Raw genomic sequence first — 15,213 nt, forward strand, 5'->3', positions numbered from 1 at the left:
GGAGATATCTGGGTGTGCTGTAGTGCCGAGAACCGTAGCGGCCTGATCTGTCAGCGCCGGGAGCGCCGCAGGTCGAGGTCGTTGACGTCGAGCAGGTGGCGCAGTTTGCGGCTGCCGACGATGCGGTCGGCCCGGTCGCGGTTGCTGCGCGGCGGTTTCGCGGCGGGGTTGTCGGGGTCGTGGTAGGCGTCGCGGTTGAGCCGCAGGCCGAGCGGTCCGAGCGCGTACAGGTACTGGGTGGAGTCGGCGGCGGCTTCGTCCACGAACCGGTCGACGGCCTCGATGCGGTGCAGCAGGGTCAGCCGCAGGCGGGCGCTGCGGCCGGAGGGGAACAGGGCCTTGCCGACCTGGCGGGTGGACAGCAGGTAGTGCTCGGCGAGCCAGGACAGCAGAAGCCGGTCGCGTGAGGTGAGACGACGGGTGTGCAGATACGGGTCGGATGAGGGCGAGCGAGGCGGAAGACGGCTGGACACGGCAGGTACTCCTAGGGAAGAGAGCCCTCCATACGGAGGGTGTCTGAGTGGGGTTCGACCACAGTGGTGGGTCGACAGGGCCGCAGTGCGGCAGAAACAGACCGTCACCGGCGATCTGACAGCCGGTGTCGGAGACGAGGGTGGAAGGGGTGGTGGATCCCCACGGGGATCCCGCTACGGAAGCCGGCCTCTGTCGCTGTGACAGATCGGTCACGACGAGGCCTTGCCGCTTCTGCGGCGCCGGTCGTCCGGTTTCTGGCTGTGCTGCTTGACTAGGGCGTCGATGGCGGAGGGGTCCTGGGCGGGGACTGCCTTGGCGACCTGCTGACGGATCGCGGTGGCCTCGCCGATCACCGGCAGCGGCGGGCGGGTCCGCATGGTGAACGCGGCGGTCTGCCGGCCGTCCACCACCAGGCGACCGACCGCGGTGTACGCGTCGAGGTGGGCCAGGTCGTGCTCGTCGAGTTCCGGCAGGGTGTGCCGGGCCAGCACGCGGGCGTCCTCCGGCGCCAACTGAAGTAGATCTTGTTGCGGGCGTTCGCGGACACAGGCCGCCAGGAGTAGCCGTTACGGGAGTTTACCCGCTCGTCGCTGCGCTGCCCGTACCCGGCACCACAAACCGCGTCCGCCTCGGCGGACGTCAACGCCTGCGCGAACGTTGTGATCATCGCCTGCAACACATCCGGTGACGCGCCCTCGACTTGCTCGCGCAGTGGGTCAACAGGTTTCACATTCTCTGAAGCGGCCATCGCGTACTCCGTTCTCTGCGTGTTCTTGGCCGTTCACACCGAGACTGATGCGGTGACCCACCACCATCTCGGCGGCACGCCGTAGCAGGTGAGCGGCTACATCACTCCCCGGGACGTGGCCCATCCACCAATCGGCATTTGTCAGACGTGGCGAACACTTGCCCATCTGGCAGCGATCTGACGGGACGTTCCAGGCGTCTGACACCGCAGGCAGGGCCATCGGCCAGGGCAGGCCGGAGTCGTCTCGCATGAGCGAGCGGCGCCGCGAAGGAACGGTTGTGGGCCTGGCGCATCGATGCGTCAGGCCCACAACCGTCGGGCGGGTAAGGAACGTTTCCGTCAGGCGGCTACCGCGAGTCCGCGCGTCGCGGCCGGGCCGCGCCCGCTGCCGGTCCGGCCGGCGCGGATGCTGGTCCGACGCTGGGCCGCAGCCGCGTCCGCTCGACGGTTTCGGTCGAGGCGATTTCGGTCAGGCTGCCGTCGGCAACCGCCCGCGCGAGCCGCTCGTCGGCGCGGGCCAGCCGCATCCGCAGCGCGTCCACGGTGATGCCGAGGCGGGCGGCGATCGGCTGCGGGGAGCGGCGGCCCAGCCGGATCTCGATCCACGGCTGCACGTCCGCCTCGGCGGTGATCCGCAGCGTGCCGGCGCGGCGGACCAGCAGGTCCGGGTGCCCGTAGGGCACCTTCGGGGTCCGGGAACCAGCTGTCACGTGGTCGATGTCCTCGACCGGCATTGTCTGGTCGTCGGCCAGCCGCAACCTGCGCCCGGGTCCGCCACGCGGCCATGGTCAGCGACGTGTACAACGCTGGCCGGGTCAGGTCGAGGTGGGCGCGCAGCGCCTCCAGGAACCCGGTCAGCACCTCGCTGTCGGCAGGGTCCCCGGTAGCCGGCGGACAGCTGCCCGGCGATACGCACGAGCGCGGGCATCGCCATCCCGACCGCGGCGATCGTCCACTCCGCACCCCGCAGCCGGGCATGCAGGACCAGTTCCCGCCACACAGCGTCACGGCCGCCGTAGTCGCCTGGATGCTTGAGCAGCCAGTGCCGCAGCACCGGCAGGGCGACGACGCCGGACGGCAGGCGGGGATGCTTGCCGATGTCACGGGGCAGGCTGTCACAGTCGAGTGTCAACGGCGCCGGATCGGATGTCCGCGCCACGAACGCCGCGTCCGCGGCGAGCAGGTCACAGGTTGGCCAGTCCGGGATGTCGGACACGGACATGTCAGAACTCCAAACGATGAGGAGACGGCGGCAGCGGCGACATGCCGCCGACGGACACGGGCGGATTCCGTGCCGCCAGTTGGCCACGGGCTTCTGACACGGGCATGACAGCGCGGCCCGGGGCTGGAACGCGGCACGGTCACGTGATCTGACACCGAGCCGGCGTGGCCCGGCCACCGACCACCGCACTTTGTGACAGACCAGCTCTGAGCTGCACTGTCAGACCGGGCGGTCACGGACCGCCCGGCCGAAGGAGCATCGCCGCGCCGATGCGAGCCGCGCCTCGCCGGGTCGATCAGCTGTCCCGTCACTGTCAGATCCGACGCCCCTGACAAGCCCGCTGACAGACTCCCCGCTGTCCGGCGTCCAGCGGTATCAGCCCGGCGATGTCAACGATGTCCGCCGATGACATGGACACGCGGCGCCGTCAGTGTCAACGGCAGACATCGATGTACGGATCTCGGCCGGCGCTTCCGTGTCAACGACAATGGTCGATGTCAGAGAAGCGTGTGAGGTGTCCGTGTCAACGGCGCCGATGGATGTCCAGAGTGTGCGTCGGCGACGATCACCGGTGCCACGGAAGGCATGTGGCGACGAGTAGGCCGTGCCGTCACCCGGCCAGCCGCCCGTCGGCGTTGTCCGTGACAGATACGCAGAGTGGCTGGCAAGCGTCCCGATTTCACCCCTGCCGCCTGCCGAGCAGTGGGCGACTCGCCCCCCTCTTGCGACACCGGGAAGCGCCGCTCCTGACCGGGGCGGCAGCGCCCGCGCCCCGATCTGACAGAGGCAACCTGACAGATGCGCGGCGCATCTGTCAGTGCGCGCGTGTGGGATCCGGTCGCGCATACGGCGGCGTCGAACAAATCAAGCGAAATGGGGACTGTCAGACGGGATGAGGCCGCTGTCAGATCGCCAAGTGTTCGCCACGGCTGACAAACGCCGATTGGTAGACGTCAGCGCCTCACGGCGCGGCGCGGAGGCGCACCACCGTCGCCGAACTGCGCAAGGAGCGCAGTCAAATCGACGCCGCCTGCAGCACCTACCGTGGTGCCGCCGTTCTCGTAGGGGCCATGAAAGTAGCCAACCGGACGCGACGAGGCCCAGCCGCCCTCGCACCGGCCATGGGCCGACGGCATCGCCCGCGCGCGGTGGCACGCCCCGCGCCCGCCGTCTCGGCCGGTACCCCTTTTTCTTCCCGCTATCCCTCGCCTGGGCGGGCGGCACGTCTTCGGCTGCCGCCCGCCCAGGCGCATCTCTTCCTTGAAGGAGCGAATCATGCCCGGCATCCGCTCTCAGGACCAGGCTGCTGCGTCGACATCGCGGCGTGCATCGTCGGGTGCGCGCCGCCGCCAGCGACGGCTGTCCTTCCCGGTGACCGTCGTGCGGCCGGCGGCCATCGTCATGCCGGCGTTGACGGCCGGGCAGCGCCGCCGGCGTCAGGCCGCGAACCGGCTCGGCGCCGAGCTGACCGACGCCGCCCGGCAGGGGCGGCAGCCCTGTGTCGAGATCGACATCCCCATGCCGCCGCGCCTCATCGCGGAGGCATCCGACATCATCGTCCAGGCGCCGCAACTCGCTGCCGATCCGCAGCCCGCCGGATTGCGGGTCGGGCGGAACCGGCACGGCAAACCGGTAGCGGTCGTGCTGCACAGCGACCGCTGGAGCCTGGTCGTACGCCCGCGCGGCCCGGCAACGGACCGGCCAGCGGCCAGTTGGGCGTTCCTCGACGGCTACGGCGCGGTGTACGGGCTGACCCACGTGGGCTTCCTCATCGCTGACGATCCGGGCCCGGTCGGCGTGGCATGGACCGAGATGCTCGCCCACGTCCTGGCGCTGACCGCCTGATCCACGCCACCGAGCCGCATCCCGACCGCGACCAAGCCGGTCTTTCCCGCAGGCCACCGCCCCGAGCAAGGGGCGGTGGCCCGCAGCCGTATCGGCCGTGTCGGCATCATCGGTCGCCGTTCTTCGCAGGCCACGCCCGCTGCCGAAAATCCGGGGCCCGCCCGCAGGCGGCCGGGTGGGCCTCATCGCCGCTGGCCGTCCGCGTGCGGCCGGACGCCCGCCATCCGCGTGCGGGGCGCCAACCGGGCCTGCTCGATCTTGTTTCATCCCCCCTTTTGAACGAACACACGTCAGGAGTAACCGTGAACAGCCACAACACCGACCCCGGCAAGACGCCCGCAGCGCGCGACGGCGGAGGCGAGGTGTGGACCGAGGAGCGGATCCGCGCGCTCGGCGCGATCACCGACCTGCCCACCGCCGGCCGTGTCTTCGGCCTGGGACGTGCCCTGTCCTACGAACTCGCCCGCACCGGCGGCTTCCCTGTGCCCGTCATCCGCGTGGGCGCCCGCTACAAGGTGCCCGTCGCCGGCATCCTCACCGCCCTCGGCCTGCAGCCCCCGCCCGGCGACTTGACCCCGAACGGCAAGCGAAGCGTCGATCACCAGCGGCAAATCAGCAGCATCGACCCGCCGCACAGCGGCGGCGACGGAAAGGCCGAACCGTGACCCGCGCCCGCAACCCCGAAGGGGCCCTCACCAAACGCTGCACCTGCACCGACCCGGACACCGGCAAGCGGCTCGCCAGCCGGTGCCCGAAACTCCGCCGTCCCAGCGGCGGCTGGCACCCCACCCACGGCGTGTGGGGATACCAGATCGAACTGCCCATCCGGCCCACGCAGCCGCGCCGGCAACTGCGCCGCTCCGGCTTCGACAGCCGCGACGACGCTACCGCCGAACTGCGTCACGCCCGCGCGCTGCTCGACCTCGCCGACGGCGACCGCGACCTCGCCATCGAGGTCGCGGACCTGCTACACGCCTGCCGGCCCGGCACCCCACTGCCCGACCGCGACGCGGTCGCCGCCCGCGTCCGCGCCGGCGTGCCCGCATCCGTGCCCACGACGACCGGCGAGTACCTCAGCGCCTGGCTGGAAGGGCGTCGCGGGCTGGCGGAGAAGACCGTTCGCGGCTACTCCGACCACATCCGCCTGTACCTGGTCCCCCACCTCGGCAAGATCCCGATCCAGAGCTTGCGCACCGCCCACATCGAGGCCATGTTCACCGCGATCGGCCGCCAGCAGGACGCCATCCGCGCCGCCCGTACCAGCACCGACCCCGACGTACGCGCCAAGGTCAAAGGTGTGCGGCCGATGGGGGCCGCCAGCACCCAGCGGCTGTACGCCACCCTGCGCAAGGCCCTCAACGACGCGGTCGTGCGGGCGAAGCTGATACCCACCAACCCCGCCCTCGGCGTCGAACTACCCACCGCGAAACGACCCAAGGCACGGGTGTGGACCGCGAAGGCGGTAGAGCACTGGCAGGCCACCGGGAAACGTCCCAGCCCCGTGATGGTGTGGATGCCCGCACAGGCCGGGCGTTTCCTCGACCACACCGAACGCCACGACATCGTCCTCTACGCGATGTTCCTGCTCATCCTGCACCGCGGCCTGCGCCGCGGGGAGGCGTGCGGGCTTCGCGACCACGACGTCGACCTCGACGCCGGCTACCTCACCGTCGTCGAACAGATCACCACCGTCGGCTACACGCCCATCACCCGCCCCGTCAAGAGCGACGCCGGTGACCGGATGGTCCCCCTCGGCCCGAAGACCATCGCCGTCCTGCGCGCCTACTTCGACATGCGCCGTCGCTGGCAGAGCGTCAACGGCACTGATTGGCCCGACACCGGCCTGTTCTTCGTCCGCCCCGACGGCAAGCCGTGGCACCCACAGACCATCAGCGACCGCTTCGACCACCTCGTCGCCAAGGCCGGGCTGCCGCCCGTGCGGCTGCACGACCTACGCCACTGCGCCGCCACCTACCTCCGCCACGGCGGCGCCGACATGAAAGAAGTCCAGGAAACCCTCGGCCACTCCACCATCGGCCTGACCTCCGACACCTATACCAGCGTCATCCTCGAACTCGAACGCGGAAGCGCCGACGCCGCCGCCGACCTCATCCCCCGCAACGACACCGCCGCATAGCAGCGACAGGCGGCGACGGTTCGTGGGCCGTTCATTGGCGGCCCACGAACTCATGGCCCGGTTGAGATCTTTGCGGCACGTCCTCAGGCACCGCAGCTCACCGGTAGGAGCCGACATCTGCGCTCATGCACGGGTTGTCTCACTCGCCAGGGAGGATGCCGTCGAAGGTCTCGTCGTACCACAGGGCCACGTTGTGCTTGCGTACGATTCCTCCGACGCGCGTCAGCAGCAGCCAGTTGCCGTCCTGTACCAGTGCGGCGTCCTCGGGCCGGCCGTTCAGCACGCGGGCCACGGTCGCGAGCGTGTTCGGGATCCCCTTGTCGCCCATGTCGTCGGCGCGCATGCGGAAGCCGATGGTGACGTAGGTGTCTGGTTCCCACTCCCAGCGGGAGCCGTCGTCGTCCTCGGCGTCGTAGTAGCCGTGGCTGCCCGCGGTGATGCTGACCGCGTACCCGCACTGCTCGTACAGGTCCGCGCTGAGCAACCGCGTATGACCTGGGAGGGCCGGCTTCTCGGTCGCCTCAGGAGCGGCGAGTTCGGCCACCTGGTCCAGCGGAATATCGCCGGCCAGGGTCAGTCGGAACTCGATAGCCATGTGCGCTGCCTCCTTCAGTCCCGGCGTACGATCTGCACGATCTCACGACGTGGTGTCACCGCCACCAGTTCCTTCAGCCCCGGTATGGGCCAGTCGTCGAACTGCTTGCGCAGGGCTGCGAGGTCTCCGCGCCAGTCCTGAAGGTTCAACACCACCCGCTGCGTCTGCTGCTCGCCGATCTTCTGGGACACCTCGCTCCAGATACCCCGCACCGGTTTCGACGCGGTCGGAGAGTAGCAATCGAAGACGTGGCCCTCGACCAGATAGTCAGGGTTTTTGTCCGGGTCCCCGGCGTCGCGAGTATCGGCCCGAGCGTTCGCTACCTCCTGCTTGGTGGGGTTCTGGTGGAGGCGGTAGCCCTTGCCGGCAACCGTGTCGGCGCACTCGTTCTCGAGCTGAACCGAGCGTTGCGCCACCACAGACTTCTGGTTCCGCGAGACCCTCGTCCGCGGTCCGGTCGGCGATCCACCCAGGACACCGGAAGGTTTCCTGCTCCAGGATGCCGCTGCGGAGCTGGTGTCAGCGGAAGCGGCGTCAGCCGCGGCAGGAGCTGTCGATGCCGTGACACCGTCGTTGTGAGGGGCAGGGCTGGCCGGTACGGGACCGCCAGCCCCTCTCAGTTTCCCGAGGCCCCCAACTGTCGCGCTTCGGCGATCGCCGCTTCGACGAACTGACGGGCAGCGCCGGTTCGCTGTACGACCAGCACCAGGACCTGCTTGACGCTCTCCAATGCCTGCAACAGCGGCCCGGGCTGCCCGCCCTGCAGGACCATGGCGACGAACTGCTGCGCCTCACCGACCTGGGCGATGGCACCCGCGGCCGCGTCACGGGCGCTGTCCGCCGCGCTCAGCACGGGTGCCAGCCCGGCAATCGTCTCCTGCGGGGTGGCCTCGCGGGGCACCGCACCGGTTGCCTTCGCCGCCTCACCGATCGACCCGGCGAGGCTACCCAGGCCACCCTGGATTCCGGTGATCGCGCTCCGCACCCGGACCATGCCCGCCGCAACAGCGGCGAAGCCCGCGCCCGCAGCCCGCAACGTCACCTCCTGCGCCTGCCTGTCCACGGCGGCTGCCAATCCCCGCGCGCGTTCCACGCCAGCCATCAGCGCCCGGAGCTCACCGGCGATCTTCTCAATGTGCGACACGTAGCCGACTTCCCCATCGGAAACAGTGAAGGTCTTCGACCGTTAAACCTACCGGCGCAGCCGGCGATCGCCCTGTTCCGGCGACGAGGGCGTTGGGGCTACACATGGAAGTCCTGCCAGCGGTGGTCGAGGAGGCGGCCTGGGTTGATGGGTGTGGCGCCGCTGGTCGGGTGGGCGTTGCGGCGCATGGGGTGCAGGGTGGGGCCGTCGGGCAGGGTGACCGTGGGTCGGAGTGTGTAGCCGTGGCGGGCGAAGCGGTGCTGGCTGTCGGTCGGGACGGTGGCCCATGAGGGTAGGCCGATGTGGTCGAGGCGGTTGCGGTGGTGGGTGAGCATCGCTGTTGCCCGCCCGGCGCGTTGGGTGTCGGGGCGGACGACGAGCAGTGCCAGGTGGTAGTGGGGTTCGGTAGGCTGTCCGCTGGTCAGGAGCGTGTCGAGTAGGTCGAAGCGGGTGGTGTGTGCTCCGGCGGCGTCGGTGAGTCGGGTGCGGTAGTTGGCCGGTGGTGGGATGGCGCGGTAGCGGTGGAAAGCGACCGCGGCGGCGGTGAGGTCGTCGGTGAGGTGGATGTCGCCGAAGAACATGGCGTGTTCCACCCAGATCAGCAGGACATCGGCCAGGATCTGCCGGCGGTGCGTCGCGTCGGGGACCAGCCATTGGCCGAGCGGCGTGTGGTGCAGCGCGTCGGCGGCGAGGCTGGCGACGGGGTCGATGTCGGCCCAGCGGGCCAAACGGATGCGCACATGGGTGGCCATGGGTGTCTCGTCTCAGCGGTAGGTGGCGGTGGCGAGGTCACCGATCGCGGCGTCGACGGCGGCGGTGATGTCGCGGACGGAGCGGTGGTGCTGCTCGGCGATGGTTTTCAGGCGCGCGGTGAGGGCGGCGGTGTCGTCGTGGAGGTAGAGGTGGTCGGTGAGGCCGAGGGTGGCGACGAGTCCGGCGAGGGCCGCGGTGTGGTTGTCGGGCTGGTCGTGTCCGGCGGCCAGGTACCGCAGGCGGGCTCGGGCGACGACGACCCATTTGGTGTCGGTGGCGAGGTAGGTGTCGGTGCGGGCGAGGCCACCGAGGCGTCGGCGGTTGGTGTGGCGGAGGATGCCGGCGGCGACAAGGCCGGCTCGTGTGCGTTCGTACAGGTCGTCGGCGAAGGCGCGCAGCCACACCTTCACCGGTGGGGCGGCGCGGGCGTGTCGGATCGTGGCGAGGGCGGTGTCGGCGATCAGGTCACCGACCGGTTGACCGGCGTGCAGGCGCAGCCACCGGTGGGTGCCGGGCCGGTCGTCGTTGGGGCCGAGGACGATCCGCCCGGCCAGGAACAGGTCGATCAGCACGGCGCCGGCCAGGCCGAGGGCGAGAGCCTGGCGGTGGATGTGGGGCTTTCCGGTGTCGTCGTCGTGGCCGAGCAGGAACAACTCGTCGCGCAGCGGCAGCCGGGGAACCGTTGCGGTCATCGCACCTGCCCCTCCTCCCGCTGGTTGGCGAGGTTCCGCAGTCGGGCATGCGCGTCGCGGTAGGCGGGCTCCGGTTGCGGGAGCAGCGCTTTGTCGATCGCCGCGAGGACCGTGTAGTTGGGGTCGCAGACGTTGCCGATCGGTGCCCGCCCGGCCTGGGAGATGAGCTGGTAGGCGTCGAGGACCTCCAGGCCGGCCAAGTCGACGGTCCAGGCGGTGAGGTCCCGGTGCGCGATGCGGTAGGCGTCCTCCAGGGGGCGGGCGCAGCCGATCGACATGATCGCCGTGTCGGTTTCCAGCCGCGGCCACGCCGTGTCGACGCCCTTGATGACCTCGACGGCGAGGGTCGTGACAGTGGCGATCTCCACGGCGACGCCGCAGGCTTCACCCTGGCCCTGGCGGGCGTGTCCGTCGCCGAGGGCGAGCATCCCGCCATGCACGTTCACCCGCAGATACAGGGTGGTTCCCGCGCGGAGTTCAGGGGTGTCGAGGTTCCCGCCGTGGATGTCCGGGACGATCGTGGACCGGGTTTCCATCCCGGCGGGGGCGACGCCGATGGTACCGATCATGGAATCCAACGGCAGGTCGACAGTGTGCTCGCTGCCGGTGGCGTGGAACCGCACCACACCCGCTTGGCGGTCGATGTCGTACACCCACACCCGCTCCTGCAGCGGCGGCTGCAGCGTCGCGGTGTGTGAGGTCGAGGTGAGCGCGCCGAAGTGCGGGAACGTCGCCGACACACCCCAGTCGCGAGTCGGGACGATGGAGGCGATGTGCACGGCCAGGGTGTCCCCGGGTTCGGCGTCCTCGACGAAGAACGGCCCGGACACCGGGTTCAGGTACGGCATCCGGCACACCCGCGACGGCAGGTCGGCTGGGCCGCGCACCAGCCCACCGAAGCAGTCCTTTGTGTGCACTTCGAGGATGTCGCCGGAACGGACGTGGGCCACCGGGAGACGACCGCCGAACGTGTACGCCAACTCGTCGCGCGCCGGCCGGTAGGTGAAGGTGCCCACGGCGATCACACCCGCTCCATGTCACGGCCGGCAGGCTGGACCGGCGCCAGGCCGGACAGCACCGGCCGGCGGCCAGACAGGTAGAGGCCAGCGAGGACGACCATGCCCAGGGCCAGCCAGGCCAGGCCGAGGCGCTGCGCGGCGATGTCGGCGTTGACCACGACGTAGGCCAGGATCCCGAACCCGACACCCGGCATCACCAGATGCGCCCACCAGTTCCCGCTGCGCCGGCGGATGAGGTGATGCACCACCACGGAGACGTGCAGGACCAGGAACGCCACCATCGCCCCGAAGTTGATCAGCGACGACAGCAGCGTGATCCCGTCCGCGCGGGTGGCCATGTACAGGCCCAGCGCGAGGGACACGACACCGGTCAGCAGGGTCGCGTTGATCGGCACACTACGACGGATCGACACCCTCGCCAGAAACGCCGGGAGTTGCCGGTCCCGCGCCATCGCGTACAACAGCCGAGAGGTAGCCACCTGCGCGACCATCGAGTTCGGCAGACCCCAGGCGATGGCCGTCGCGACAGCGCACAGGGTGGCCAGCCAGCCTCCACCGGCCACGGCGGCGGCGTCATAGAAGGCGGTGCCGTTCGGATCGCCCGCGGCGAGAAGGCCGCCCGGGTCGGGGACGAGCATCGCGGCCAGCCACGTCTGCGCGATGAACAACACCCCTGCCAAGATCAGGACGGCGGCCATCGCCCGGCCGATCTGCCGGGAGCCGCCCCTGGCCTCCTCGGCCAGCATGGAAATACCGTCGAACCCCAGGAACGACAGCACCGCGATCGACACCGCCCCCGCCACCACAGACCAGGTGAACGTGTCGGCGTTGTAGAACGCCTCCCAGCTGAACCGGCCCCTGCCCGTCGCGACGGCCCAACCGGCGACAGCGAGGAAGACCGCTAGGACGATCAGCTCGCCGACGAGCATGACCCGGGTGACCATCGCGGTCATCCGGATCCCGACCGAGTTGATAAGCGTGTTCACGGCGACGAACCCGAGCAGCCACAGCCACACCGGCACCGACGGCACCGTGGCGTGCATCGCCACCGACGCCACCAGATACAGCAGCCCCGGCACCAACACGTAGTCGAGCAGGATCACCCAGCCAGCCAGAAACCCGACCGGCGGGCTGATGCCCCGACCGGCGTAGTTGTAGACACTGCCCGACATCGGGAACGCCTTCACCATCTGCGCGTACGAGAACGCCGTGAACACCAACGCCACCACACCAACCGCGTACGCCAGAGCAACCATCCCGCCCGAGCCGGCATAGACACCGCCGAAAATCGCCATCGGCGCGATCGGCACCATGTAGACGAGGCCGTACGCGACGAGGTCCCGGAACCGCAGCCTCCGAGCCAACTCCTGGCGATAGCCGTATCTCCCCAATTCATCCTGTAGTTGCATGGCACCCTTTCATCGACACCTCGAGGATCGGCGGCCCAGCATTCATTGCTGGGCGTCCTTGAATGGCCTCACGCTCCGAATGGTCGCTCGATTAGATGGCGTGGTCGATCCCGGAGAAGCGGACAGATACTGTTGTCCGCATCGACGCTGTCGCTGCCGAGAAGAATGGCCGACGGCAGTTCCATGGACAGGGCATCAAGCCGTGGGGGCCGGATGCTTGGGCGTAGAGTCGGCGGTGTCTGAGGAGTGCTCGCGCTGACCCCGGCCTGCGACAACGTCTGCTGCGCCGTTGTCGGTGCCTCGGAGACCGCTGACGGCAGGCCACTGTCGTCCGGTCGCCTACGCAAGTCGTTCGAGGAGGACCCGTGAGGCTGGCGGACAGGATCGCTGTGGTCTCGATGGAGGACGCGGTCCGCGCGTCTGTGAGCTATGACCAGCTGCGTGCCGGGGATGGCTCGCTGTACTGGTTGGAGACTCGTCCCGAGGCTGGCGGGGCTGCGACAGTGACACGTTGGCGGCCCGGTGAGGGCAGGCGGGACGTCAGCCCGGATAGCTTCAACATCACCAGCGGCGTTCACGCGTACGGAGGCGGGTCGTTCGCTGTCGCGGACGGAAGGTTGTGGTGCGTCGGCGGAGACGGCCTCTATCGGGGCTGTCGTCACGACGATGAACTCGAGTTGGTCAGTCCGGGATCCTTCGGCGACCTGACGGTCGGCGACGGAGAGCTACTGGCTGTGCGGGAATCGAAGCATGGTGACGACCTCATCGCGATTTCACTCACCGGCACTTCGCAGGTGCGGACTCTCGCCACATCCCGAGGCTTTCTCGGCGCGCCTCGGCCAGGCCCAGGCATGTTGGCCTGGACCGCGTGGAGCGAGCGCGACATGCCCTGGGATACCTCCGAGGTGTGGGTGGCCTCCTACTCGCCGAATGGCAAGCCCGAGTGCCCAGTGAAGCTCGCCGGCGGTGCGGATGAGTCCGCGGTGGAGCCGAGGTGGGGGCCCGACGGGGCGTTGTACTTCGTGTCCGACCGCAGCGGCTGGTGGAACCTCTACCGGTGGGACGGCCACCAGGTGAAGCCGATCGCACCGATCGCGGGCGAGTGCGCTGCGGAGCCCTGGGAACTGGGTTACGCGTCGTACGACTTCCTTGACAACGGCCGCATCGCTGTGGCTGTGCAGGAGGGGCCGCGACACCGCCTTGTCGTCATCGGCCTCGATGGCACCGTTCGCCCGGTCGACCTTCCGTACACGTCGATCAAGCCCTACCTGGCCGTTCAGGGAACGACGGTGGCGTTGATCGGATCGTCGCCGACCGCAGCCCCACAGGTCGCGCTCGTGCATCTCGCCGCTGCCCGTCCCCAGGTGGAGGTGCTTGCCAAGTCGGAGCACGCCGAACTGGACAGGGTGCGAGTGTCGACGCCGACGGAACTGCGGGTCCCTGTCAAGGACGATCAAGAGGTAGTCGCCCTGGTGTATCCGCCAACGGGCTCGACAGCGGGCTGGCGGGCGCCGGTAATCGTTCGGGCGCATCCTGGACCTACCGCCTCCTGCCTGCTGCGCCTGGACTGGCAGGCGCAGTTCTTCACCAGTCGGGGGTTCGCCGTCGTGGACGTCGACTACCTCGGCAGCACCGGGTATGGCCGGGAATTCCGGGAGTCGCTGTACGGCCGGTGGGGTCTCGATGACGTTGACGACTGCACCGCGGTGGCGGACCACCTGATCGCAACAGGACAAGCCGCACCGGGGCAAGTTTTCATCCGCGGTGCCAGCGCCGGCGGATACACCGCCCTACATGCGGTGACGCGAAACAGTCCGTTCGCCGCCGCCACGGCCGTGTCAGCGATCGTGGATCCCGACCGGTGGGCGGAAACCGTACCCCGGTTCCAACGGGCGCACGCTACCCGGCTGCGAGGCGGTGCCGGGCGGGTCGACGCCGCCACCGTCCAGCGACCGGTGCTGCTCGTTCACGGCACCGCCGATGACGTAGCGGTGGTCGGGGATGTGCGGCAACTCGCCGACCAACTGGCGACCCGCGGTATGCCCCACGACATGCTGCTTCTTCCCGACGTCGGTCACTACGTGGCGACCTCCGCGCGGGCAGGAGAGGCGCTGGAGGCGGAACTCGCGCACTACCGCGCGGTGATGACGGCTGCGGCGACCGTGGGAACGGATCACACGGCAGCCAGCGGTAGCTGATGACGCACGTACTCGCCGAACTCACGGACCTCGGGTTCGCACCGGTAGGGCTCAAGGTCGGCTTGCACCTCGACGATTCGCTCCAAGCAGCGGTGCGAGGTGGTCTGTGCGGCGTGGTCCACCGCCACGCGGGCGGCGGCGCAGGCTTCGTCGATGCATCCAGCGGCAGCCAACGATGAGGCCAGGAGCGCGGTGTCGATGGTGAGTCGCCGGACGTGTGTGGGACTCAGGGCGGTAAGGGCCTCTCCCAGATGCCGTTGGGTCTGCTGCGGCCGGCCCAGATCATGGAAGCAGTGGGCAAGCTCGTCGGCAAGGTACGCCGCATTGAAGTACCGGATCCACGACGGCTCATCCTCGGGCTTACTACGAGCCATCTGCCTCTCTGCGATGTCGAGGTGGGCCATGCAGTCGCTTTCGCGTCCGAGGCGGGCGTACGTCCGCGCCACCACAGCGTGCAGCGCGGCTCCTACGGCGGGCGTCGTCTGAGTCTCACTTCCTCTCACTGCCGTGAGCGCCATCCGCAGCGCCGGCTCGGGATGGCCGCAATGTAGCGTCAGGTGGCCGATGTTCACGGCGAGCAGGTAGCTGCCGTAAAGGCGGTCGTCGGCGGCCTGCGTCAGCCGCAGCGCGCGCAGATAGCGACGCTGCGCGAGACCGTGCGCTCCGGTGTCGACTGCCTGATATCCGCACAGCTCGAAGAAACCCGCCGCCAGCGTGTAGAGACGCCGACCGATAGCCTCCGAGGTGGGAGGATTTGCCAGCAGCCGGTTCAACTCTCCTTCGACGTACCGTTGCACCCGGGCGTGGACTCGTCCGGCGCCGTGGGTGTGGTCCAACTGCCGGAACATCGTCAGGGCGGTCTCGGCGGAGCTGAGGTCCTCCTCGCTGACCTGATCTGGGGAGCCGGGTCGTCCCGCGGCGGACAGTCGGGGTCCTGCAGCGGCATTCAGCCAGTCCAGTGCGGCGCGGTCGAGGAC

Annotated in this window: 13 protein-coding genes and 3 pseudogenes; 4 read left to right on the top strand and 12 right to left on the bottom strand. The window is 69.4% G+C overall.

Annotated elements, in window-relative coordinates; all coding sequences use genetic code 11:
• Window positions 1–50: 50 nt before the first annotated feature.
• From E1258_RS20485 to E1258_RS34020, 4 genes and pseudogenes are all read right to left on the bottom strand, one after another.
• The gene (locus E1258_RS20485) at window positions 51–473 is read right to left on the bottom strand and encodes a replication-relaxation family protein (RefSeq protein WP_243715586.1); all 423 of its coding nucleotides are present in this window, start codon (window positions 471–473) and stop codon (window positions 51–53) included.
• 210 nt (window positions 474–683) lie between these two features.
• A pseudogene (locus E1258_RS20490) lies at window positions 684–1,021 on the bottom strand (type VI secretion protein); the annotation flags it as partial.
• Between the two features lie 3 nt (window positions 1,022–1,024).
• Window positions 1,025–1,222 (bottom strand): annotated as a pseudogene (locus tag E1258_RS20495) (transposase); the annotation flags it as partial.
• A gap of 339 nt (window positions 1,223–1,561) precedes the next feature.
• A pseudogene (locus E1258_RS34020) lies at window positions 1,562–2,444 on the bottom strand (hypothetical protein).
• A gap of 1,371 nt (window positions 2,445–3,815) precedes the next feature.
• Between E1258_RS34020 and E1258_RS20510 the strand changes: the two are divergent.
• The 3 genes from E1258_RS20510 (at window position 3,816) to E1258_RS20520 (ending at window position 6,426) form a co-directional block, all read left to right on the top strand.
• Window positions 3,816–4,289 carry a hypothetical protein gene (locus E1258_RS20510; RefSeq protein WP_132403759.1) on the top strand — a complete coding sequence of 158 codons (474 nt, stop codon included), beginning with the start codon at window positions 3,816–3,818 and terminating at the stop codon, window positions 4,287–4,289.
• Between the two features lie 302 nt (window positions 4,290–4,591).
• Window positions 4,592–4,954: a DNA-binding protein gene (locus E1258_RS20515; protein WP_243715587.1), complete on the top strand. Its 363-nt coding sequence runs from the start codon at window positions 4,592–4,594 to the stop codon at window positions 4,952–4,954.
• Window positions 4,951–6,426, top strand: coding sequence for a tyrosine-type recombinase/integrase (locus E1258_RS20520; protein ID WP_132403761.1), 1,476 nt, complete (start codon window positions 4,951–4,953; stop codon window positions 6,424–6,426). Before E1258_RS20515 ends, E1258_RS20520 begins: the two co-directional genes overlap by 4 nt.
• A gap of 139 nt (window positions 6,427–6,565) precedes the next feature.
• On the opposite strand, the gene E1258_RS20525 is transcribed toward E1258_RS20520, so the two are convergent.
• The 7 genes from E1258_RS20525 to E1258_RS20555 all read right to left on the bottom strand — a co-directional run bounded on the left by E1258_RS20525 (window position 6,566) and on the right by E1258_RS20555 (window position 12,038).
• On the bottom strand, window positions 6,566–7,021 hold the full coding sequence (locus E1258_RS20525) for a SitI3 family protein (RefSeq protein ID WP_132403764.1): 456 nt from the start codon (window positions 7,019–7,021) through the stop codon (window positions 6,566–6,568).
• A gap of 14 nt (window positions 7,022–7,035) precedes the next feature.
• Window positions 7,036–7,437: a hypothetical protein gene (locus tag E1258_RS20530; protein WP_132403767.1), complete on the bottom strand. Its 402-nt coding sequence runs from the start codon at window positions 7,435–7,437 to the stop codon at window positions 7,036–7,038.
• Between the two features lie 200 nt (window positions 7,438–7,637).
• Window positions 7,638–8,165, bottom strand: a complete 528-nt coding sequence (locus E1258_RS20535; RefSeq protein WP_132403770.1) for a DUF6244 family protein — start codon at window positions 8,163–8,165, stop codon at window positions 7,638–7,640.
• A 98-nt stretch (window positions 8,166–8,263) separates the two neighbouring features.
• Window positions 8,264–8,917, bottom strand: coding sequence for an N-acetyltransferase (locus E1258_RS20540; RefSeq protein WP_132403773.1), 654 nt, complete (start codon window positions 8,915–8,917; stop codon window positions 8,264–8,266).
• A gap of 12 nt (window positions 8,918–8,929) precedes the next feature.
• Entirely contained in the window at window positions 8,930–9,610 is a 681-nt protein-coding gene (locus tag E1258_RS20545; protein ID WP_132403776.1) for a GPP34 family phosphoprotein, read from the bottom strand.
• On the bottom strand, window positions 9,607–10,635 hold the full coding sequence (locus tag E1258_RS20550; RefSeq protein ID WP_132403779.1) for an acetamidase/formamidase family protein: 1,029 nt from the start codon (window positions 10,633–10,635) through the stop codon (window positions 9,607–9,609). Before E1258_RS20550 ends, E1258_RS20545 begins: the two co-directional genes overlap by 4 nt.
• Entirely contained in the window at window positions 10,632–12,038 is a 1,407-nt protein-coding gene (locus tag E1258_RS20555) for an APC family permease (RefSeq protein ID WP_132403782.1), read from the bottom strand. Before E1258_RS20555 ends, E1258_RS20550 begins: the two co-directional genes overlap by 4 nt.
• A 365-nt stretch (window positions 12,039–12,403) precedes the next feature.
• On the opposite strand from E1258_RS20555, the gene E1258_RS35030 reads away from it, so the two are divergent.
• Window positions 12,404–14,236: a prolyl oligopeptidase family serine peptidase gene (locus E1258_RS35030; protein WP_243715588.1), complete on the top strand. Its 1,833-nt coding sequence runs from the start codon at window positions 12,404–12,406 to the stop codon at window positions 14,234–14,236.
• Here the strand turns inward: E1258_RS35030 and E1258_RS20570 are convergent.
• Window positions 14,212–15,213 (bottom strand): XRE family transcriptional regulator (locus tag E1258_RS20570; protein WP_132403785.1); only part of this gene is annotated, 1,002 nt, incomplete at its 5' end. The genes E1258_RS35030 and E1258_RS20570 overlap by 25 nt on opposite strands.

Source organism: Micromonospora sp. KC207, assembly GCF_004348615.1.
Classification (GTDB): Bacteria; Actinomycetota; Actinomycetes; order Mycobacteriales; family Micromonosporaceae; genus Micromonospora.

Bases quoted from the DNA above. Each gene is read 5' to 3' on its own strand.
- E1258_RS20555 (WP_132403782.1), bottom strand. From the start codon at position 12,038: ATGCAACTACAGGATGAATTGGGGAGATACGGCTATCGCCAGGAGTTG.
- E1258_RS20540 (WP_132403773.1), bottom strand. From the start codon at position 8,917: ATGGCCACCCATGTGCGCATCCGTTTGGCCCGCTGGGCCGACATCGAC.
- E1258_RS20545 (WP_132403776.1), bottom strand. From the start codon at position 9,610: ATGACCGCAACGGTTCCCCGGCTGCCGCTGCGCGACGAGTTGTTCCTG.
- E1258_RS20525 (WP_132403764.1), bottom strand. From the start codon at position 7,021: ATGGCTATCGAGTTCCGACTGACCCTGGCCGGCGATATTCCGCTGGAC.